General features: G+C 42.1%; 21 protein-coding genes and 1 tRNA gene. 7 read left to right on the top strand and 15 right to left on the bottom strand.

The window, feature by feature from the left end:
* Window positions 1–55 precede the first annotated feature (55 nt).
* The 9 genes from rpoB to deoC all read right to left on the bottom strand — a co-directional run bounded on the left by rpoB (window position 56) and on the right by deoC (window position 9,001).
* Window positions 56–4,081 (bottom strand): DNA-directed RNA polymerase subunit beta, encoded by a 4,026-nt coding sequence (gene rpoB, locus WDB87_RS05990; protein WP_286245893.1) that lies wholly within the window; start codon window positions 4,079–4,081, stop codon window positions 56–58.
* 272 nt (window positions 4,082–4,353) lie between these two features.
* Window positions 4,354–4,716: a 50S ribosomal protein L7/L12 gene (gene rplL, locus WDB87_RS05985; RefSeq protein WP_004588208.1), complete on the bottom strand. Its 363-nt coding sequence runs from the start codon at window positions 4,714–4,716 to the stop codon at window positions 4,354–4,356.
* Between the two features lie 76 nt (window positions 4,717–4,792).
* Complete coding sequence (gene rplJ / locus WDB87_RS05980) at window positions 4,793–5,287, bottom strand: 50S ribosomal protein L10 (RefSeq protein WP_089346431.1); 495 nt, start codon at window positions 5,285–5,287, stop codon at window positions 4,793–4,795.
* A 322-nt stretch (window positions 5,288–5,609) separates the two neighbouring features.
* Window positions 5,610–6,314, bottom strand: a complete 705-nt coding sequence (gene rplA, locus WDB87_RS05975; RefSeq protein ID WP_286245892.1) for a 50S ribosomal protein L1 — start codon at window positions 6,312–6,314, stop codon at window positions 5,610–5,612.
* Window positions 6,315–6,317: 3 nt separating this feature from the next.
* Window positions 6,318–6,746 (bottom strand): 50S ribosomal protein L11, encoded by a 429-nt coding sequence (gene rplK / locus WDB87_RS05970; RefSeq protein WP_004588205.1) that lies wholly within the window; start codon window positions 6,744–6,746, stop codon window positions 6,318–6,320.
* Between the two features lie 213 nt (window positions 6,747–6,959).
* Entirely contained in the window at window positions 6,960–7,517 is a 558-nt protein-coding gene (nusG, locus tag WDB87_RS05965; protein WP_024032045.1) for a transcription termination/antitermination protein NusG, read from the bottom strand.
* A gap of 4 nt (window positions 7,518–7,521) precedes the next feature.
* The gene (gene secE / locus WDB87_RS05960) at window positions 7,522–7,899 is read right to left on the bottom strand and encodes a preprotein translocase subunit SecE (RefSeq protein WP_004588203.1); all 378 of its coding nucleotides are present in this window, start codon (window positions 7,897–7,899) and stop codon (window positions 7,522–7,524) included.
* 132 nt (window positions 7,900–8,031) lie between these two features.
* A tRNA-Trp gene (locus WDB87_RS05955) sits at window positions 8,032–8,108 on the bottom strand.
* Window positions 8,109–8,257: 149 nt separating this feature from the next.
* The gene (deoC, locus tag WDB87_RS05950; protein WP_337849356.1) at window positions 8,258–9,001 is read right to left on the bottom strand and encodes a deoxyribose-phosphate aldolase; all 744 of its coding nucleotides are present in this window, start codon (window positions 8,999–9,001) and stop codon (window positions 8,258–8,260) included.
* Window positions 9,002–9,282: 281 nt separating this feature from the next.
* Between deoC and cysG the strand changes: the two genes are divergently transcribed.
* Genes cysG through cysQ form a run of 6 tightly spaced genes read left to right on the top strand, consistent with a single transcriptional unit; the run spans window position 9,283 to window position 16,245 of the window.
* Window positions 9,283–10,710: a siroheme synthase CysG gene (cysG, locus tag WDB87_RS05945; protein ID WP_286245890.1), complete on the top strand. Its 1,428-nt coding sequence runs from the start codon at window positions 9,283–9,285 to the stop codon at window positions 10,708–10,710.
* A 48-nt stretch (window positions 10,711–10,758) separates the two neighbouring features.
* Entirely contained in the window at window positions 10,759–11,658 is a 900-nt protein-coding gene (gene cysD / locus WDB87_RS05940; protein ID WP_286245889.1) for a sulfate adenylyltransferase subunit CysD, read from the top strand.
* Complete coding sequence (cysN, locus tag WDB87_RS05935) at window positions 11,658–13,082, top strand: sulfate adenylyltransferase subunit CysN (protein WP_286245888.1); 1,425 nt, start codon at window positions 11,658–11,660, stop codon at window positions 13,080–13,082. The genes cysD and cysN overlap by 1 nt, the downstream gene beginning before the upstream one ends.
* A 32-nt stretch (window positions 13,083–13,114) precedes the next feature.
* Window positions 13,115–14,839, top strand: a complete 1,725-nt coding sequence (locus WDB87_RS05930) for an SLC13 family permease (protein ID WP_337849355.1) — start codon at window positions 13,115–13,117, stop codon at window positions 14,837–14,839.
* Window positions 14,840–14,872: 33 nt separating this feature from the next.
* Complete coding sequence (gene cysC / locus WDB87_RS05925) at window positions 14,873–15,469, top strand: adenylyl-sulfate kinase (RefSeq protein WP_089346424.1); 597 nt, start codon at window positions 14,873–14,875, stop codon at window positions 15,467–15,469.
* A 5-nt stretch (window positions 15,470–15,474) separates the two neighbouring features.
* Window positions 15,475–16,245, top strand: coding sequence for a 3'(2'),5'-bisphosphate nucleotidase CysQ (cysQ, locus tag WDB87_RS05920; protein WP_337849354.1), 771 nt, complete (start codon window positions 15,475–15,477; stop codon window positions 16,243–16,245).
* A gap of 56 nt (window positions 16,246–16,301) precedes the next feature.
* Here cysQ and WDB87_RS05915 read toward each other — a convergent pair whose 3' ends face one another.
* The 3 genes from WDB87_RS05915 to WDB87_RS05905 all read right to left on the bottom strand — a co-directional run bounded on the left by WDB87_RS05915 (window position 16,302) and on the right by WDB87_RS05905 (window position 18,220).
* Complete coding sequence (locus tag WDB87_RS05915; protein ID WP_286245885.1) at window positions 16,302–16,742, bottom strand: DUF6979 family protein; 441 nt, start codon at window positions 16,740–16,742, stop codon at window positions 16,302–16,304.
* Window positions 16,743–17,117: 375 nt separating this feature from the next.
* Window positions 17,118–17,915, bottom strand: a complete 798-nt coding sequence (locus tag WDB87_RS05910; RefSeq protein WP_337849353.1) for an alpha/beta fold hydrolase — start codon at window positions 17,913–17,915, stop codon at window positions 17,118–17,120.
* 182 nt (window positions 17,916–18,097) lie between these two features.
* Entirely contained in the window at window positions 18,098–18,220 is a 123-nt protein-coding gene (locus WDB87_RS05905; RefSeq protein WP_337849352.1) for a hypothetical protein, read from the bottom strand.
* Between the two features lie 122 nt (window positions 18,221–18,342).
* Between WDB87_RS05905 and WDB87_RS05900 the strand changes: the two genes are divergently transcribed.
* On the top strand, window positions 18,343–19,614 hold the full coding sequence (locus WDB87_RS05900) for an aromatic amino acid transport family protein (RefSeq protein ID WP_286245883.1): 1,272 nt from the start codon (window positions 18,343–18,345) through the stop codon (window positions 19,612–19,614).
* A gap of 78 nt (window positions 19,615–19,692) precedes the next feature.
* Here the strand turns inward: WDB87_RS05900 and speD are convergent, their stop codons facing one another.
* The 3 genes from speD to WDB87_RS05885 form a co-directional block, all read right to left on the bottom strand.
* Window positions 19,693–20,505 (bottom strand): adenosylmethionine decarboxylase, encoded by an 813-nt coding sequence (gene speD, locus WDB87_RS05895; RefSeq protein WP_004588193.1) that lies wholly within the window; start codon window positions 20,503–20,505, stop codon window positions 19,693–19,695.
* Between the two features lie 88 nt (window positions 20,506–20,593).
* Entirely contained in the window at window positions 20,594–21,007 is a 414-nt protein-coding gene (locus WDB87_RS05890; protein WP_337849351.1) for an OsmC family protein, read from the bottom strand.
* A 193-nt stretch (window positions 21,008–21,200) separates the two neighbouring features.
* The gene (locus tag WDB87_RS05885) at window positions 21,201–21,548 is read right to left on the bottom strand and encodes a DUF3802 family protein (protein WP_286245882.1); all 348 of its coding nucleotides are present in this window, start codon (window positions 21,546–21,548) and stop codon (window positions 21,201–21,203) included.
* Window positions 21,549–21,669 lie beyond the last annotated feature (121 nt).

Raw genomic sequence — 21,669 nt, 5'->3', positions numbered from 1 at the left:
ACATTCTATTCAGCCGTAACAGATGCTGCAGGATTAACTGCAGCATCTAATTGGCTTAATTTTCTTCCAACTCGATGTTGATACCCAATGAGCGGATTTCTTTCAACAATACGTTGAACGATTCTGGCATACCTGGTTCCATCTTATGGTTACCATCAACGATGTTTTTATACATCTTAGTACGACCATTCACGTCATCCGATTTCACTGTTAGCATTTCTTGTAGCGTGTAAGCAGCACCGTAAGCTTCAAGTGCCCATACTTCCATCTCACCAAAACGCTGGCCACCGAACTGTGCTTTACCACCCAGCGGCTGCTGAGTAACAAGGCTGTAAGAACCAGTTGAACGCGCGTGCATCTTATCGTCAACCAAGTGGTTAAGTTTAAGCATGTACATGTAACCAACAGTTACTTGACGTTCAAACTGATCGCCAGTACGGCCATCATAGAGTGTAACCTGACCACTTCTTGGGTAGCCACCAAGCTCTAGCATGTCTTTGATTTCGTCTTCTTTAGCGCCATCAAATGCCGGAGTTGCGATTGGTAAACCACCTTTTAAGTTTTCAGCCAGACGACGAATTTCATCATCAGAGAAGCTAGCAATATCTACTTCTTGACGAGATTCACCGATTTCGTAAGCTTGCTTGATGAATTCACGTAGCTCATGCAGCTCACGTTGTTCCTTCATCATTTCCTCTAAGCGCTCACCAATACCACGTGCAGCTAGACCCATATGTGTTTCAAGGATCTGACCGATGTTCATACGTGATGGTACACCTAGTGGGTTTAGTACGATATCTACCGTACGACCTTTATCATCGTATGGCATATCTTCTACTGGTACGATAGTCGAGATAACACCTTTGTTACCGTGACGGCCCGCCATTTTATCACCCGGTTGGATACGACGTTTAACAGCTAGGTATACTTTAACAATCTTAAGTACGCCTGGTGCTAAGTCATCACCTTGAGTAATTTTACGACGTTTGTTTTCAAACTTCTTATCGTATTCAGCTTTAAGCTCATCGTACTGTGCAGCTAGTTGCTCAAGTTCAGCTTGCTTGTCTTCTTCTGCAAGGCTTTGAGTAAGTAGCTTTTCAGCATTTAGTGACGCTAAGTTGTTTTCATCGAAGCCTGCTGCTGCAAGTAACTTGCGAGCACGGTCTAGTACACCAGCTTCTAGAATACGGAACTCTTCGTTGAAGTCTTTCTTCGCTTCGCGAAGCTGCATATCTTCAACTTCTAACGCACGCTTATCTTTTTCAACACCATCACGGGTGAAAACTTGTACGTCAATTACAGTACCAGTTACAGAGTTTGGTACACGTAAAGAGCTGTCTTTAACGTCAGACGCTTTTTCACCGAAGATAGCACGCAGTAGCTTCTCTTCAGGTGTTAATTGCGTCTCGCCTTTCGGAGTCACTTTACCTACTAGGATATCGCCGCCTTTAACTTCAGCACCAATATAAACAACGCCTGATTCATCAAGCTTGCCTAGCGCAGACTCACCCACATTCGGGATATCTGCAGTGATCTCTTCAGGACCTAATTTAGTATCACGGGCAACACACTGTAGTTCTTGAATGTGGATAGTCGTTAGACGATCTTCTTCAACTACGCGCTCTGATAGTAAGATTGAATCCTCGAAGTTATAACCGTTCCATGGCATGAATGCCACACGCAGGTTTTGACCAAGGGCTAAGTCACCTAAGTCAGTCGAAGGACCATCTGCTAAAACGTCGCCACGAGTAACCGGTTCACCAACCATGCACGTTGGTTTTTGGTTAATACATGTATTTTGGTTAGAACGTGTGTATTTAGTAAGGTTGTAAATGTCGATGCCCGCTTCACCAGGAATACGCTCATCGTCATGTACGTTTACAACGATGCGACTTGCATCGGCGTACATTACTTCACCACCACGTTTAGCAACAATAGTTACACCAGAGTCTTTCGCTAGTGTTAACTCAATACCTGTACCTACTAACGGCTTATCCGCTTTCAATGTTGGTACTGCTTGACGTTGCATGTTTGAACCCATCAATGCACGGTTAGCATCATCGTGTTCTAAGAACGGGATAAGTGCTGCCGCTACAGAGATCACCTGTTGTGGTGATACATCCATATATTGCTGATCCATGCGACCCATAAAGGTTGATTCACCTTTGTGACGACACGGAATAAGTTCATCAACAAATTCATTGGTTTCAGTTAAGTTTGAGTTCGCCTGTGCGATAACAAACTGACCTTCTTCAATGGCTGATAAATAATCAACTTCATCAGTTACAACACCGTCTACCACTTTACGGTAAGGTGTTTCTAAGAAACCGTAATCATTTGTACGTGCGTACGTAGATAACGAGTTAATTAGACCGATGTTTGGACCCTCAGGCGTCTCGATTGGACATACGCGACCATAGTGAGTTACGTGAACGTCACGTACTTCAAAGCCAGCGCGCTCACGCGTAAGACCACCCGGGCCTAATGCAGAAATACGACGCTTGTGCGTTACTTCTGATAGCGGGTTATTTTGGTCCATAAACTGTGATAACTGAGACGAGCCGAAGAACTCTTTAACTGCTGCCGAAATAGGCTTAGCGTTAATAAGGTCTTGTGGCATGATCGCGTCAAGGTCACCTAAGCTTAAACGCTCACGTACAGCACGTTCTACACGTACTAGACCAACACGGAATTGGTTCTCAGCCATTTCGCCAACACTACGGATACGACGGTTGCCTAAGTGGTCAATATCATCAACATCGCCTTGACCGTTACGAATAGCAATTAATACTTTCATAACAGCTACGATGTCTTCTTTGCTTAATGTGCCTGGGCCTGTGTCAGTATCATAACCAACACGGCTATTGAACTTCATACGACCTACAGTAGATAAGTCATAACGTTCTTCTGAGAAGAATAAGTTCTCAAATAAGGCTTCAGCCGCGTCTTTCGTCGGTGGCTCGCCTGGGCGCATCATGCGATAAATTTCTACTAATGCTTCTAAACGGTTGCTTGACGAGTCAATATTCAATGTATTTGACATGTAAGCGCCGCTGTCCACTTCATTGATGTATAACGTATCAATTTTAGTGTGACCTGCTTTAACCAATTCAGCCATCAACTCTAGTGATAGCTCGTCATTAGCGTTTGCAATAACTTCACCTGTTGATTCATCAACATAGTTTTTAGCTACAATACGGCCAATGATGTACTCATGTGGTACTTCTAATTGATTAATGCCTTTTTTCTCGATGCTCTTGATGTGGCGTGCCGTAATACGACGACCGCTTTCAACAAGTACTTCACCGTCTTCGCCTTTGATATCAAAAGCGGCAGTTTCACCACGTAAACGTGAAGGCACAAGCTCCATAAGAACTTTACCGTCAGTTACTTCAAACGCAGTGGTGTCGAAGAACATATCTAAGATTTCTTCGCTAGAGTACTCAAGTGCACGTAAGATAATAGACGCCGGTAATTTACGACGACGGTCTATACGTACATATAAGTTATCTTTTGCATCAAATTCGAAGTCTAACCATGAACCACGGTAAGGAATAACGCGTGCGTTATATAATACTTTACCCGATGAATGGGTTTTACCGCGGTCGTTATCAAAGAATACACCAGGGCTACGGTGTAGCTGAGAAACGATAACACGCTCTGTACCATTGATTACAAAAGTACCGGTATCAGTCATGAGCGGAATTTCGCCCATGTAAACTTCTTGCTCTTTAATGTCTTTAACTGTGCCTGGAGCTTCTTTGTCCATAACTACAAGACGCAGTTTCACGCGAAGTGGAGCAGAATAAGTCACACCGCGAATTTGACATTCTTTTACATCGAATACTGGCTCACCAATACGATAACTTACGTATTGAAGCTCAGAATTTCCCGAGTAGCTTTTAATAGGGAACACAGAACGGAAGGCTGCTTCCAAACCATGATCGCCATCAGCGTCTGGGACTAAGAATTTTTTAAACGATTCTAACTGTGTTGACAGTAAGAAAGGTATATCCAAAACTTGTGGACGTTTACCAAAATCCTTACGGATACGTTTCTTTTCAGAATAAGAGTAAGCCATGGGGTTCCTCAGCTTGCTGATCTTTGACCCGACCTGTTCTTGTAAGAACAGACTTAACTGGCATCTATGCCAAGATTTACAACATTTAATTGTTGTTCTAATCAACTCCGCCTTAGCAACACTAGCAAACTATAAAGCGTTGAAAGTAAAGAGAAAATTAGATTTCATTTGAGCTACAGGAATACATAACTCTATAGCGCAAAAAGGCCGGTGATTAAATAATCACCAGCCCTTGCCTGATTACTCAGGCAGCGAACCTAGCGTGAGCTAGATTACTTAACCTCAACTTCAGCACCAGCTTCAGTAAGGTCTTTTTGAAGTGCTTCAGCTTCTTCTTTAGATACACCTTCTTTGATAGGTGCAGGAGCAGCTTCAACAAGCGCTTTCGCTTCTTTAAGGCCTAGGCCAGTTGCGCTACGTACAGCTTTGATTGCCGCAACCTTGTTAGCGCCAGCGCCAGTAAGGATTACGTCAAATTCAGTTTTCTCTTCAGCAGCTTCAGCAGCAGGACCTGCTACCATAGCAGCTGCAGCAGTTACGCCGAATTTTTCTTCCATTGCTTCAACAAGAGCAACAACGTCCATTACTGACATTTCAGCAATTGCGTCAAGGATTTGGTCTTTAGTTACAGACATTACAAATTTCCTAATAATTAACGGACTCTAGGTCCAAATAAATTTTACACCGAAAGGGAGGTTAAACAGCTTAAAATTAAGCAGCTTGCTCTTCTTTCTGTACACGTACTGCTTCAATTGTTTTACACAATTTGCCAGCAGACGCTTCTTTCATAGCGCTCATTAAGCGTGCAACAGCTTCATCGTATGTAGGTAATGTAGCAAGCATTGCTGCATCTACAACATTTCCTTCAAAAGCGGCCGTTTTAACTTCGAATTTCTCATTCTTTTTCGCGAAATCTGAGAAGATACGCGCAGCAGCACCTGGGTGCTCTGATGAGAAAGCGATTAAGCTTGGACCAACTAACGAATCAGATAGGCATTCAAATTCAGTACCTTCAACAGCACGTTTTGCTAAAGTGTTACGAACAACTTTCATCCATACACCAGCTTCACGAGCTTCTTTACGAAGGGCTGTAATTGCGCCTACTGCTACACCACGAGAATCTGCAACAACTGCAGAAAGAGCACCATTGGCTGCTTCGTTGACTTCAGCAACAATTGCTTTTTTGCCTTGAAGATTTAAAGCCATGGGTGTTACTCCTGGTTTAATGGGTCACCGACACTCGGCTTCCCTGTTTTACTCTTCCCTATCAACAAACTGATAGAGATGCTTTTTACGGCGAGAGCCAGAAGAGATTAGGAAAAATCTATCTGGGGATTCACACCGTCTACGTAGGTAATATTAAGGCCGAAGCCGCCTACGGTCTTGGACGGAAGCCCAATTTATCGCATCACTCAAGAGCTTAGCGAAATTATGGACTTCAACCCGAATTCTTTACTTGTTAAACAATAAATTATTCAACAAAATGGCGCAAAATTATAGTACAAATTTCACGCCATGTAAACACTTATTAAGCTACAGTTGTGCTTAATGTGTTTTGGTCAACAGCAACACCTGCGCCCATTGTTGTAGAGATGGTTACTTTCTTAACGTAAACACCTTTAGCTTGAGAAGGTTTAGCCTTCTTAAGCGCAACAATTAGAGCTTCAAGGTTTTGTTGAAGTTGCTCAGCAGTGAAATCAACCTTACCGATAGTAGTATGGATGATACCATTTTTGTCATTACGGTAACGTACTTGACCTGCTTTCGCATTTTTAACTGCTTCTGCAACGTTAGGTGTTACAGTACCAGTTTTAGGGTTAGGCATAAGACCACGTGGACCTAAGATTTGACCTAGTTGACCAACAACACGCATAGCGTCTGGTGATGCAACAACAACGTCAAAATCCATCTCGCCTTTCTTAACTAGTTCAGCAAGATCTTCCATGCCTACTAATTCAGCACCGGCTTCTTTTGCAGCTTCTGCATTAGCGCCTTGAGTGAATACAGCAACACGAACATCACGGCCAGTACCGTTAGGTAGTACAGTTGCACCACGAACGTTCTGGTCAGATTTACGAGCGTCAATACCAAGGTTAACAGCAACGTCAACACTTTCTACGAATTTAGCTGTCGCTAACTCTTTTAAAAGAGCAACTGCTTCATTGATTTCGTAATCTTTAGTTACTTCCACTTTTTCGCGGATAGTACGCATACGTTTAGTTAATTTAGCCATTTCTTAGTCCTCTACGTTCAAGCCCATCGCACGCGCAGAACCTGCGATAGTGCGAACCGCAGCGTCCATATCAGCCGCTGTAAGGTCAGCTCGTTTTGTCTCAACGATCTCTTCAAGTTGAGCACGAGTTACTGTGCCTACTTTTTCAGTGTTAGGACGGCCTGAGCCTGATTTGATACCAGCAGCTTTCTTAAGTAAGTAAGCAGCAGGTGGCGTTTTCATATCGAACGTAAATGAACGGTCACCGTAAACAGAGATCACTACAGGAACTGGAGCGCCTTTTTCGATAGACTCTGTACGCGCGTTAAACGCTTTACAGAATTCCATGATGTTTACACCGTGTTGACCTAGTGCAGGACCTACTGGAGGACTAGGATTAGCCATACCAGCGGCAACTTGTAGCTTGATTAAAGCTTCAACTTTTTTAGCCATTATAAATACCTCATTTGGTGGGTCTTAGCCTTGTGCGCGCGAGGACGCGTACTCTAACGGCTTCCCAGTTTAAAAATTGGTTTCGTACTTTTTGCTAGCAAAAATAAATTTTTGCCTTAATACAAAAAGGCCGCTGATTATAAGTTAATCAGCGGCCTTTTTCAAGCTTCGTGCCAAAATTTAAGTAAATAATGGCGAAGCTTTTTTAATCAATTACTTATCTTGTTCAACTTGACCAAATTCAAGTTCAACCGGTGTAGAACGACCGAAAATAAGTACCGACACTTTTACGCGGCTCTTTTCGTAGTCAACTTCTTCAACAACACCGCTAAAGTCAGCAAATGGACCATCAGTAACACGAACAACCTCACCTGGCTCAAATAATGTAGCTGGTTTAGGTGCTTCAGCGTTCTCTTGTAAGCGGTTAAGAATGCGTTCTGCTTCTTTAGAACTAATAGGCGCTGGACGGTCAGAAGTACCGCCAATAAAGCCCATTACACGTTCAGTGCTGTTCACTAAGTGCCAGCTTGCATCGTTCATGTCCATTTGTACTAGTACGTAACCTGGGAAGAATTTACGCTCAGATTTACGCTTTTGACCTGCGCGCATCTCAACCACTTCTTCTGTTGGTACTAATATTTCACCAAAGCTCTCTTCAAGACCTTCAATTTTAATGTGCTCTGATAACGTTTGCGCTACACGCTTTTCGTAACCAGAGAATGCTTGTACAACGTACCAGCGTAATTTAATTTCTTTGTTCTCATCCGACATGGGATCAGATCTCCAATCCAGTTAAAAAGCCTACAGCGCGGAATAAAATGCCATCTAATCCCCAAAGGATAAGCGCCATAATCACTGTTGCAACCATTACGATTAATGTCGTGTGGGTAGTTTCTTGACGCGTTGGCCAAACAACTTTACGTACTTCAATGCGTGCTTCTTTAGCAAATGCTAAAAAGTCACGGCCTTTAGCGGTTTGCGAGGCAATACCTAAACCTGCTGCTATAGCAACCACAACGCCAATTGCACGTAGTAATACAGACTGATCTGCAAACATGTGATTACCAACAACTGCGCCTGCAAGTAGCGCGATTGCTACTAACCACTTTACCGACTCCATCGCACTTGATGGTGTTTCTACATTCGTGCTCATAATATTATTACCTTAACTACAGACACAACAACCCTACACAACGGCAGGGTTAATCCATTAAAATCTAAACTTAAAAACAGACTTATTTAAACCGATTTTTAACCCCAGACTTACTCAATTTATGAGTAAAAATGGCAGGGGCGGAGAGATTCGAACTCCCAACCGTCGGTTTTGGAGACCGCTGTTCTACCAATTGGAACTACGCCCCTGCAAAGTGGATGCCTATTATACTTACGCAAATCATTAACACAAGCCTAAAAGATACCCACATATGAAAATCTAATTAATTAATTCCATTATTATTTCGTATGCCAATCATTTACTCTCTTGTATAAGGGCATAGTGCTTAATTTAATGGTTATTTTTCTAATACTTTATACACATCACTAAGTAAGCTTGATGCGCCAAACCTAAATGTAGCGGCTTGTAAGTAGTCATCGCCCATTATTGAACGTGTTAATGCTAAATACTCCTTTGCATCGGCGACTGTTTTAACACCGCCGGCGGCTTTAAAACCAACAACCTTACCCGATTGCTTAATAGCATTGAGCATCACGTTTGTTGCGTTAAGCGTTGCATTTATTGCTACTTTACCTGTGCTGGTTTTTACAAAATCAGCTCCGCCTTGAATCGCTAAGTTTGTTGCTTTAGTGATTAACTCTGCAGTTTTGAGCTCGCCACTTTCTATAATTACTTTTAATTGCGCTTTTGTACCACAAGCTTTTTTACTTTGAGTTACATACTCAAGCACTTTAGAGTCCTCACCGGCAATAAGTGCTTTATAGGGTATAACTAAATCTATTTCATCCGCGCCGCGCTCAATAGCTATTAGCGTTTCGTTTATCACATCGCTCAATGGCGCATCACCACTTGGAAAATTTGTAACCGTTGCTACTTTTACATGGTTAAGCTCACGCGCAGCCAATGCTATTTTTGCATCATCTACAAAATTACTGTAAACGCATACTGCAGCAGGCGTGCCCAATTTAGGGTTAATACTATTTACAAGCTGCTGAATATCGTTTGAAGTATCAGCTGTATTTAGGCTGGTTAGGTCCATTAACGAAACCGCTAAGTGTGCATCGTTGTGTTGTACAGTCATACGTAATCCCTTTAAGTAGGCGATAAATTAGGTTTAGCATCATAGTAACAAATTAACGTAATCTCGCTATAGCTCATAACCAAACACTATAAGCACATTATTTTGCGTGTAACTCGTCTTAATCCCAGATAAATTAAGCCTTAAACCTAAAACGACCACCTATTATAACTTTTGGTTATATAAACTTGGTTTTAATTATTTTTTACTTACCAGTACGCGCTATATTCTGCCAACTGCTCAATAGCGTTTTATTTTAGATTTTACTTAGAGGTGTTAACCACGTGCAGTATTTACCTATCTTTACCAAACTCGACAACAAACCTGTGCTGGTTGTTGGCGGTGGAGAGGTCGCATTACGCAAATGTCGCGCGTTTTTAAAAGCCCGCGCAAATGTAACCTTAGTGGCACCTTGGTTTTGTGATGAACTAAAAGAGCATGCACACAACAATGAAGTAACGCTTATTGATGCCTATTTTGATGAGTCACACCTTGATGGCAAAATGCTAGTTATAGCAGCCACAGACTTAGACGAAGTAAACAACACTGTATTTGAGCTGGCAAACGCACGTAATGTATTTGTGAATGTGGTTGATGACCAACCAAAATGTACGTTTATATTCCCATCAATTGTAGATCGCGACCCAATAACCATTGCTATATCAAGTGCAGGCACCGCGCCAGTACTTGCTCGACGACTACGTGAAAAGCTCGAAACGTTAATTCCACAACACATTGGCCCACTGGCTACTTTAGTTGGCAGCTTTAGAGACAAAGTAAAACAGCGCTTTAAGCACTTTGCTGATCGCCGCCAATTTTGGGAAGGCGTGTTTGATTCATCAGTCGTAAGCAAAGTGCAAACCGGTAATACCGATGCAGCACAAGCGCAGCTAGAGCAAATGCTTGATGCCAAAGCTGAGCCTGAAGGTGAAGTATACATAGTAGGTGCAGGCCCTGGCGACCCTGAGCTTTTAACACTTAAAGCACTGCAACTAATGCAGCAAGCCGATGTTGTTGTATACGACTATTTAGTGTCTGATGAAATTATGGAATTAGTACGCCGTGATGCCGATTTAGTCTGCGTAGGCAAGCGTATGGGCGATCACAGTGTAGCGCAAGAAGATACCAACCAAATGCTGGTTGATTTTGCCAAGCAAGGTAAAAAAGTATGCCGCATTAAAGGTGGCGACCCCTTTATTTACGGCCGTGGTGGTGAAGAAGTACAAGTACTGGCTGCCAATAACGTTAATTATCAAATAGTGCCAGGTATAACTGCCGCCGCTGGCTGTAGCGCGTATGCGGGTATTCCGCTTACTCACCGCGACCACGCACAAGCCATCCAGTTTGTAACAGGGCATTGTAAAAAAGATGGCCAAGAACTCGATTGGCAATCGCTTGCTAAAGCGCATCAAACTTTAGCTATTTATATGGGCGTTATTAAATCGCCCCATATACAGGCTCAGCTTTTAAAACATGGCCGCAGCGCTAACACGCCAGTTGCCATAATCGAAAACGGCACCCGTAAAAACCAGCGTGTTGTTACGGGGCAATTAGGTGAACTTGCAGATTTAATAGAGCGCAACCGTGTTGTATCGCCAGCACTACTTATTATTGGCGAAGTAGCCGCCCTGCACTCGCAGCTTGCGTGGTTTGGCCAAAACGAGCAAACCAGTAGCTTTGCACAGCCGCTAACCGGCGTAGCAAATACATAATTATATTTTACTTAATCACTTTTAATCATTTTAGTAGGACGACTAACAATGGCTTTAACTCACCTTCAGCAACTTGAAGCTGAAAGTATCAAAATCATGCGCGAAGTCGCCGCTGAGTTTGAGAACCCAGTAATGCTTTACTCAATTGGTAAAGATTCGTCGGTACTTTTGCACTTAGCGCGTAAAGCATTTTACCCTGCAAAAATTCCGTTTCCGTTATTACACGTAGACACCAACTGGAAGTTTCGTGAAATGATTGAATTTCGCGACCGCATTGCAAAAGAATACGGCTTTGACCTAATTGTGCATAAAAATCCTGAAGGGCTAGAAATGAACATCAGCCCGTTTACACATGGCTCAGGTAAGCATACCGACATAATGAAAACTCAAGGCTTAAAGCAAGCGCTAGATAAATACGGCTTTGATGCTGCATTTGGTGGCGCACGCCGCGATGAAGAAAAGTCTCGTGCTAAAGAGCGTGTTTACTCGTTCCGCGATAAACACCACCGTTGGGACCCTAAAAACCAACGCCCAGAGCTTTGGAATACCTATAACAGCCAAGTTAACCCAGGTGAGAGCATTCGTGTATTCCCACTATCTAACTGGACTGAGCTTGATATTTGGCAATACATTTACCAAGAAAACATCGAAATGGTTCCGCTTTATTTAGCGAAAGAGCGCCCAGTAGTAGAGCGCGATGGCACCCTAATAATGGTTGACGATGAGCGCATGCCACTTGCTGAGGGTGAAGTACCACAAATGAAGTCGGTACGTTTTCGTACTTTAGGCTGTTACCCGCTTACCGGTGCAGTTGAATCAACCGCTAGCAACCTAACAGAAATTATTGAAGAAATGCTGTTATCTACGTCATCTGAACGTGAAGGCCGTGTAATCGATCACGACTCAGCAGGCTCAATGGAGAAGAAAAAACGTGAGGGGTATTTCTAATGTCTACCAATACTAACGACACCATTAACGAAGTAAAAGAAATTGGCATAGACGCCTACCTAGCACGCCAACAAGACAAAAGCTTATTACGAATGCTTACCTGTGGCAGCGTAGACGACGGCAAATCAACACTGATTGGCCGCCTTTTGCACGACAGCCACCAAATTTATGAAGATCAGCTAGCAGCGCTTCATAAAGATAACGAAAAAGTAGGTAACGCAGGCGAAGAACTCGACTTAGCGCTACTCGTAGATGGCCTGCAAGCTGAGCGCGAGCAAGGCATTACTATTGACGTAGCGTACCGTTATTTTTCAACCGCTAAGCGTAAATTTATTATTGCCGACACCCCAGGGCACGAGCAATACACACGCAACATGGTAACGGGCGCATCAACAAGCGATGTAGCCATTATTTTGGTTGATGCTCGCTACGGTGTGCAAGTACAAACTAAGCGCCATAGCTTTATTTGTGACTCGCTCGGTATTAAACAGTTTGTGGTAGCGATTAATAAAATGGATATCGTTGATTTTGACGAAACCGTTTATGAAAAAATCAAAGCCGATTACCTTAAATTTGCTGAGCAACTTAACGTAACAAATATTAAGTTTGTGCCTATGTCGGCGCTTAAAGGCGATAACGTAGTAACACGCTCTGCGCATACGCCTTATTACACCGACAAGCCATTGCTTGAGCTTTTAGAAGACTCACCAGCGGCAGAAACCGATACCGGTTTTGAAGCACGCTTACCTGTGCAGTACGTGGTACGCCCTAACTTAAACTTCCGTGGTTTTCAGGGCACGTTGGCATCAGGCAAGTTACACGTTGGCGATGCAGTAAAAGTATTACCGTCGGGTAAAACGTCAAACATTAAAGAAATAGTAACCTTTAATGGCAACCTAGATCATGCAGAAGCTGGCCAAGCAATTACCGTTACCCTTAATAGCGAAATAGATATTAGCCGCGGTGACGTAATAGTACCGGCAAGCTCAACGGCTACAGTAACTAACCTTATACAGGCAAAACTTGTGTGGATGCACGAAGCGCCGCTGGTACTAGGTAAAAGTTACAACATAAAACTAGGTAGCAAAAATACATCAGTCGTGGTTAAAAAGATTGACCACACTATTGATGTAAATACCCTAGAGCACGGCACAGCCGATTCACTGCAGCTAAACGAAATTGCCATTGTCACGCTTGAACTAAGCGAAACAATATTAGCTGACGAGTATCACAACAACCACGAAACTGGCTCATTTATCCTTATCGACCGCTTATCTAACTTAACGGTTGCAGCAGGTATGATTGAGCAAGTACTAAAAAGCGAAAAACAACAAAGCGATTTCAGCGACTTTGAAATTGAGTTTAATAGTTTAGTACGCAAGCACTTCCCACATTGGCAAGCGCTTGATATCTCAAAACTGTAAGTATAAAAAATGTCTGTTAGGAATATAAAAGCATGGTAGAGCAGCTGGTTTTAACAGGCATTATGCTTACCTTAGTTGGGTGCCTTTTTGGCACCCGCATTAATCCTGCATGGTTATTTGTAAGTGCTATTGGTACAGGTTATTTAACAGGCCTGATTGACCTTGAAAGCATGTTAGTAAACTACGCTAACCCGTCACTTATTACCTTAGTGTTATTGGTACTTGTTTCAATTGCGATTGAAAAAACCACTTTAATTCAAAAACTATCGCAATCACTATCTAAAGGAAACTTAGTAAAATCGGTTACCAAACTTGGCTTATCTACCGCCTTTTTGTCATCATTTACTAATAACACCGCGGTGGTTGCATCGCTTATTACCGCCATAAAAGACAACCCAAATCATTCCCCCTCAAAGCTACTGTTACCGCTGTCGTACACGGCTATATTAGGCGGCACCATCACACTTATTGGTACATCAACCAACTTAATTGTAAATGGCTTTGCGGTAGATGCAGGCATGGCGCCACTGGGCTTTTTTGATTTTACACTTGTAGGCATTGGCGCATTAAGTGTGGGCCTCATTACTATTTTAGTAATGCTCAAATACCTACCCGACAACGGCAAAAACGCGCAAGAAGTTATTCCCTTTTATTTAGAGGGAAAAGTGCAGGCTGGCTCTAAGCTTATTGGCCGCACCGTAGAAGAAAACGGTCTACGCGATTTAAAAGATTTATTCCTCGCCGAAATTATTCGCGGCGATGAGCGTATATACGCAGTAACACCTCAGCAAATTATTAGGCAAAACGACGTACTGCTGTTTGTAGGCGATATAAAGTCGGTGCCGCTACTTCAGCGTTTTGATGGCCTAAAAGTAGTGCACGACAACCACGAAAAAGACATAGAACACTTAGTAGAAGTAGTGGTAAGCCAATCCTCTAAGTTTATAGGTAAAACCGTAAAAGAAGGGCGCTTTAGAGAGCAGTTTCATGCCGCGGTTATTGCCATTCGCCGCGGGCACGACCGCTTACAAGGCGGCCTTGGGCAAGTGCAATTGCAAGCCGGCGATTCCTTAATACTCGCCCCAGGTAAAAGCTTTTATTCTTTGCCTAATTTAAACCGCGAATTTGTGTATATATCGGGGTTTGACTTACAAACCCACTTAAAACCTAAGCAATCTAATATTGTATTAGCAGGCTTTGCTGCTGTATTAGGGCTAAGTATTGTAGGTATAGTGCCGCTTGTTAAAGGCTTACTGGTATTATTAATTGGCTTACTGCTTAGCGGTACAGTTAAACTGAGTGAAGTAAAACGTCGCTTTCCAATTGAGCTACTCGCAGTCGTAGGCAGTGCCATAGGGCTTGCTAAATTAATGATAGAAACCGGGCTTGCCGGGCAAATATCAAGCGCCCTATTTATGGTTCTAGGTGATTTTGGCCCTTATGGCGCGTTTATCGCCATATTTTTAATGACCGTGTTATTCACCGAGCTTATTACTAATAATGCCGCAGCAGCACTTTCATTCCCTGTGGCTTACTCGCTAGCAGTGGGTTTTAATGTAGACCCACTCCCCTTTATTATGGCGGTAGCGTTTGGTGCATCGGCCAGTTTTATATCGCCGTTTGGGTATCAAACTAACCTTATGGTTTATAGTGCGGGTAACTACCACTTAAAAGATTACATAACAATGGGCTTGCCCCTTTCCATTATTTATTCAATCACGGTATTAACCTTGATCCCGCTGGTATTTCCGTTTTAATACTGGCGCTTAAAGTACAAGAGACTCACCACTATGGATGAAAATATTGTTTGGCATAACTACGCAACCACAAAAGCACAGCGTAGTGAGCAAAAAAAGCATAAACCGGCCATTTTATGGTTTACCGGTTTTTCAGGCTCTGGCAAAAGCACCGTAGCTAATGCACTAGAAGCGGCGCTTAACCAGCAAGGCGCGCACACCTACCTACTTGATGGCGACAACGTACGCCACGGCTTATGTAAAGACCTAGGCTTTAGCGACGAAGATCGCATTGAAAACATACGCCGCGTTGGCGAAACCGCTAAGCTCATGACCGATGCAGGCTTATTAGTGCTTACTGCGTTTATCTCGCCATTTAGAGCAGAGCGCGACATGGTGCGCAATTTAGTAGACGACGGCGAGTTTATTGAAGTATTTATAGATACCCCGCTTGATGTATGTGAAAGCCGCGACCCTAAAGGCTTATACAAAAAAGCCCGCGCAGGAGAGATAAAACACTTTACTGGCATCGACTCAAGCTACGAAATACCCAACAACCCAGAAATAATTTTAGATACCAGTAAAAACACCCTAGACCAATCGGTTACTCAACTGATAACGTATCTAAAACAAAAGCATATTATAGGTTAACCCCAATGAACCAAACCGAGCTACTAGAAGAAACCCTCATACTTGCCCGCAAAGCAGGCCAAGCCATAATGGGGATTTACGAAAAGGACTTTAACGTTGAATACAAAGCCGATGAAAGCCCAGTAACCGACGCCGATTTAGCAGCTCATAAAGTGATTGCGGCAGGGCTTAAACAGCTCACTCCCGACACACCTATACTCAGCGAAGAAAGCGCTGATATAAGCTGGGATATTCGCCAAACCTGGAAAAGCTACTGGTTAGTAGACCCCATCGACGGCACAAAAGAGTTTATAAAAAAGAACGGCGAATTTACCGTAAACATAGCCCTAATCGAAAACGGTAAACCCGTACTTGCTGTAGTTGATGCACCCGCGCTTGGCGTATCGTACTTAGCCAGTAACGACATTGGCGCGTTTAAAGACAAAGGCGATGAACGAATAGAGCTTAAAGTTACCACTAAGCCTAACAAAGGGTTAATACGTGTTGTAGGCAGCCGCTCGCACCCGTCACCTGATTTAGCCGAGTTTGTAAAACGCTTTGACGACGTTGAAATGGTCTCAAAAGGCAGCTCACTAAAATTATGTTTAGTGGCTGAGGGCAGCGCTGATATTTACCCGCGCTTAGGGCCTACTTGCGAATGGGATACAGGCGCAGGCCATGCAATCGCCGAAATAGCCGGCGCTAAAGTGACTAAACTTGATGGCAGCCCGCTTATTTACAACACTAAAGATGAATACTTGAATCCGTATTTTATTGTTTCGGCTTTAGAGGGATAAAAGCAGTTTTGAGTGGTTAGCTATCAGTTGTCAGCAAGACAAGTAATAGCTTTAGCTTATTGTTGAACAATTTTATTCAAATGCCATAGTTTGAATGTTAATTTTATAGCACCTTGATCTGAGTTAGGAGCTGAACCAAACTGCTTCTCGAATTTGCAATGAACAGCTTTTACAAGCGAACTAAGTTCAATACTATTATTTTGTTTTAGTTCATCAATAGCCATAAGAGCATAAACCCCATTTACAGAATCATTCTCTATAACCTCCTGAAATGAGACTGTTTTATAATTTTCATCATATCCTGCTATTCTCCCGTTTTGATATAACACTCTCGCGGCGTTCTTTGGGCAAGATTTCTTTCCACTTTCTAAACTTTGGCCACCTAAATCCTTATAGGTATTTATCCACGCTTTATTCCAAGGTTCATTATTTTTAACCTTTGCAATTGTTCCTTCAAGCCAATCATTCAGGTTTATCCCAAACATATCCCCACTCATGTAAGTCACTCCTAATTAGTGGCACTAATAGCTTCTTGTGAAAAGTAATACCTCCAAGTTTTGAGAGGCTTTTTTCAATCATTACGTGGGATATTCTCACTTTTCGAGCTTCTATTAATATCAAAGCGTGTAGGTTATTACCAATTATAAATATTATATCGGATACGCTGTTCGCTATGAAAACAGCCTACCTTGACTTTAAGACTTGGATGACGATATGACATTTTGGGTTTATTACTTAAGCGGCAAGCCTTGTTTTTAGTTTAGTACGAAAACAAAAAAAGAATGACCCATTCCAATTTGCTAAGGGTGGCTGTTTTAGTTTTATTACTAGATACTTGCCATTAATTGAACGCTTTTTAAAAGCGGTAACCTTTAACTATTTTGCTGGGCGATAAAAGCAAGCGAGTGCTGGTTGAATAAGTCAGGGCGCTCTACGTTACAAACATGGCCGCAATGGTGAATAGTTTGCAGTACGCTATTTTTATGGCGCTTTACCATTTCTTTAACAGGACCAAGGAACATATGATCTTCTTTACCCATAATATAAAGGATGGGTATATCAATGTCTTTTTCTTTGAAGTACTGCATTAAAGGGTTTACGTCCATGGCTAGTTTAAACCATTTTATAAACTCTTTTTGGCATAAGCGTTTTGCTTCACGAACAAACAAAAGTCGAGATTCTTTATGGCGCTTTTTTGGCATCATAATAAAAGCAAATAAGCGATACAGCCACATATAAGGCAATAAGTGTTTAAACGTATTGCCTAAATAAACCAAGGTATTACTGCGCGTATTAAACCGAGTAACCGCTCCACCTAGCACCATGCTAGAAACATATTGCGGCGCAATTTCAGCAATATTTCGAATAAGAATGGTGCCCAGTGAAATACCAACAAAGTGTGCGTTAGGGATGTTGTTATGATCTAGCACATCGATAATGTCTTTAGAGACCTTATTAAACGAGTAATTATTATCTACAAAGTTTTGCACTAAGTTATTTGATTTACCGTGACCACGAAGATCGAGCAGCAATACATTATATTCTTTTTTATAGGCTTTAAGTTGGCGAAACCAAATTGCCGAACTCCCCCCTGCACCATGAACAAATACAACCCATGTTTTACTGGTTTCGTGTGCAAAAGTAGTATGGAAAAGAATGTCTTTGCTCATTGCAGTTAGCAGCCTGTTTACTTCGTTTGGCATATTTAATAGCAGGAAGTATAACGGAGTTTAGAATAAATCTCTTATGAAGTTCTAAGCAATGGCGGCTACTTAACCGATTTTGTGAACAAACTTTGATATTAGTTGGAAGCAATAAAAATGGCTCCCTATTTTTACGTTATTAAAACCGCCTATCTTTGCTTTAGTGCTTGAATAACACTATGGGCGTGTTGGGTTTCGCTTCGCTCTACCCAACCTACAAACTGTGCTGGTTGAGGTATTTGTTTAATTTTACAGCGCTGTTTCGTATTCATGACACTTTTGCTGCAACGGCGTCTAATTAATTAGTCTACAAAACGCCTCAAAACATGAAAATTTTAGCTAAAAACTATATTCTTGCGCGCGATTATTATTTAAATAATGGATGAGCACACACATGACACCATCACAAGATGCAACGCTTTCAAATGCATCAACAACAGGTGAACACACACCTACTTCTAAATGGAATCTGCACGATACGCAGTGGACGTTAAGCCTTTTTGGTACCGCCGTTGGCGCGGGCATTTTATTTTTACCTATTAACATTGGTATAGGTGGTTTTTGGCCACTGATTATTATGGCGTGTTTAGCCTTTCCAATGACCTTTTTAGCGCACCGTGGTTTAGCCCGCTTTGTGTTGTCGTCTAAAAATAAAGATTCAGATTTTACCGATGTTGTTGAGGAGCACTTTGGTGTAACAGCAGGTAGGTTAATCTCTTTATTATACTTTTTATCTATATTCCCCATTTTGCTTATTTACGGCGTTGGTTTAACAAATACAGTTGATAGCTTTATGGTGAACCAAATGGGAGTGGAATCACCTTCTCGCGTGTTACTTTCGGGTGTATTAGTTGCAGGTATGATAAGCCTAATGATGGGCGGCGAGCGTTTAATGCTGCGTGCCTTTGCTATTTTGGTTTACCCATTGGTAGGTATTTTATTTTGCTTATCGATATATTTAATTCCGAGCTGGCAAATGCCAGATATGAGCTTTCCTGAGGCGGGCAGCTTTACTAAAACACTGTGGTTATCTATTCCTATTATTGTGTTTTCGTTTAGCCATGCGGCGGCTATTTCAAGCTTTGTGAACGTACAGCGTGGTCATTATGGCAATCAGGCCACCAATAAGGCTGAGGCTATTTTAAAGCGCACTAGCTTACTGCTTATTGTATTTGTACTGCTGTTTGTGTTTTCGTGCGTGCTTTCGCTTACTAGCGAGCAAATGGCTGCTGCTAAAGCGGCGAACGTATCGATTTTATCTTACCTTGCTAACATCACCAGTAATTCGTATATCGCGACCCTTGGACCGCTGGTTGCCTTTATTGCTATTACCTCATCGTTTTTAGGGCACTTTTTAGGAGCACGCGAAAGCTTTACCGGTTTGGTGACTAAGCAAACGAGCTTAAGCGCAAAAGTAGCCGACAAAATTGGCGTACTCATTATGTTTTTTGCTATTTGGTTTTGCGCGGTTAAAAATCCAAGCATTTTAGACATGATGGATCAGCTATCTGGCCCTATCATCGCGATGATTTTATTTATTATGCCTATGATTGCCGTGTACAAAGTGCCTGCGCTGAGTAAATACCGCAACCGTTTGAGTACCTTGTTTGTACTTGCTGTGGGCTCACTGGCCGTATGCGCGCTTATTTACAGCATGCTTAATTAGTAGCAATAATATTACCCCATAAAAAATGGCGCTCACTGAGCGCCATTTTTAATACAATTAAATTGCTTTTAAGCTAATTTATTCTGCGTCTGGTAGGTTACGACCGTAGAATATTTCCTGCATTTCACGGGTTAGTTTAGAGCGAATCTCTTCTTCTTCTTCATCCGATAACTCATCAGTAGAAAGGCCGAATAAATAGGTATTTAAGTCGGTTTCTTTTAACATCATTTTAGTGTGGAACAGGTTTTCTTGATACACGTTCACGTCCATCATTTGGTACGCTTCTTTGGTATCTTCTGTCATGAAGTTTTGAATCGAGTTAATAGCGTGATCAATGTAGTGTTTAACCCCGTTTACGTCGCGGGTAAAACCACGTACACGGTAGTCAATCGTTACTACGTCTGACTCTAGGCTATGAATTAAGAAGTTTAACGCTTTAAGTGGCGAAATAATGCCACAGGTAGATACTTCAATATCAGCACGGAATGTACAAATACCATCGTCAGGGTGCGCTTCTGGGTAGGTATGTACACAAATGTGGCTTTTATCTAGGTGCGCAACCACAGAGTCGGGTAATGGGCCTGGCGCTTCGTCAGCATCGTAATTTTGCTGCTCTTCTACCGGCTCTTCCGAAACCAAAATAGTTACACTTGCGCCTTGTGGTTCATAATCTTGGCGCGCCACATTTAAAATGTTAGCACCAATAATATCAACAACATCACCTAGTATGTCGGTTAGTCTATCTGCACTGTACTGCTCGTCGATATATTCAATATATTCTTTACGTTGTTGCTCGGTCTTTGCGTAGCAAATGTCGTAAATACTAAAGCTTAAACTTTTGGTTAAATTATTAAAGCCATGAAGTTTAAGTTTATCGAAGGGTTTGTTCATGATAAACCAACCTATAAATTAGTGAAATCTGCACCTGCAGAATGAAAAGTTCGCGGATTTTATACGAATTTTCCTCACGGAAAAAGCGTTATTTTACCTGATCTTGCACAACTTCGTGGCTGTGGGTAATTTCTACTGTTTTATCAAGCATTAAAGCAACAGAACAATACTTTTCAGCAGAAAGCGAAACCGCACGCGCAAGGTGTTTTTCCGAGACATTATTACCTGTAACAACAAAGTGTAAATTAATTTTAGTAAATACACGCGGCGCTGTTTCGGCGCGCTCTGAGCTTAGTTGTACTTGCACATCAGAAAAATCTTGTTTGGCTTTTTTTAAAATACTTACCACGTCAACCGACGAACAACACCCAACCGACATTAATACCATTTCCATTGGACTTGGTGCAGCGCTGTCGCTGCCGGCATCAAAAACGACATTGTGATTAGAATTAGAACGACCAATAAAGGTGTCGCCTTCAACCCATTTTACATTTGCTTGCATGTGTTTATCTCTAAAAAATTTTTGTTGATTGTATAACAATCTGCAACGATACGTGAGCGCTGAGATTAAATTTAGTGGTGTTATACCCATTCGCAATAATACTTAATCATTTTGCGGATTGATATTATTAATAAGGCGAGAAGTCATAGGAGCGCAGTCATTAGGTCATACTGCGCTGTGCTAACGGGTAACGTTAAGAGGTTTGTGTTACCGCATTATCAAATAGGTTTTTAATAAGCCCAGCAAACTCATCTATAAATGCGTGTTGTTCAACCGTAACGGGTTGTGAGGTAATGCTGCTTAGTACTTCTTGTAAGTCGTAAACAATACCGTCTACCTCGCGCACTATTTGGCTACGTTGTTCGGTATTAAGGTTGGTATGCTGCTCACAAATTAACATCACATTTTGCGCTATTACGTCTTCTATGAGTTCCATAACGGTTGGCGCACCGGGTTTGATTTCACCTGGCTTCTCAAATAACGCTAAATTTTGAGTTAGATACATGATCAGGTCATCGTACCCTTGCCTGTCTAAAACCATTGTGATTTTCACCTTTGAATAACTAATTGCATAGATTTAAGCAGAAAGTGCTGCTAATTACTAGCTTTGCGCGATACCAATACAAAAAAAGCAGCCTAAGCTGCTTTTCTCATTCTTTATA

The sequence above is a fragment of the Pseudoalteromonas sp. C12FD-1 genome (assembly GCF_037414265.1).
GTDB lineage: Bacteria > Pseudomonadota > Gammaproteobacteria > Enterobacterales > Alteromonadaceae > Pseudoalteromonas.
This window is presented reverse-complemented; position numbering and strand designations above follow the sequence as displayed.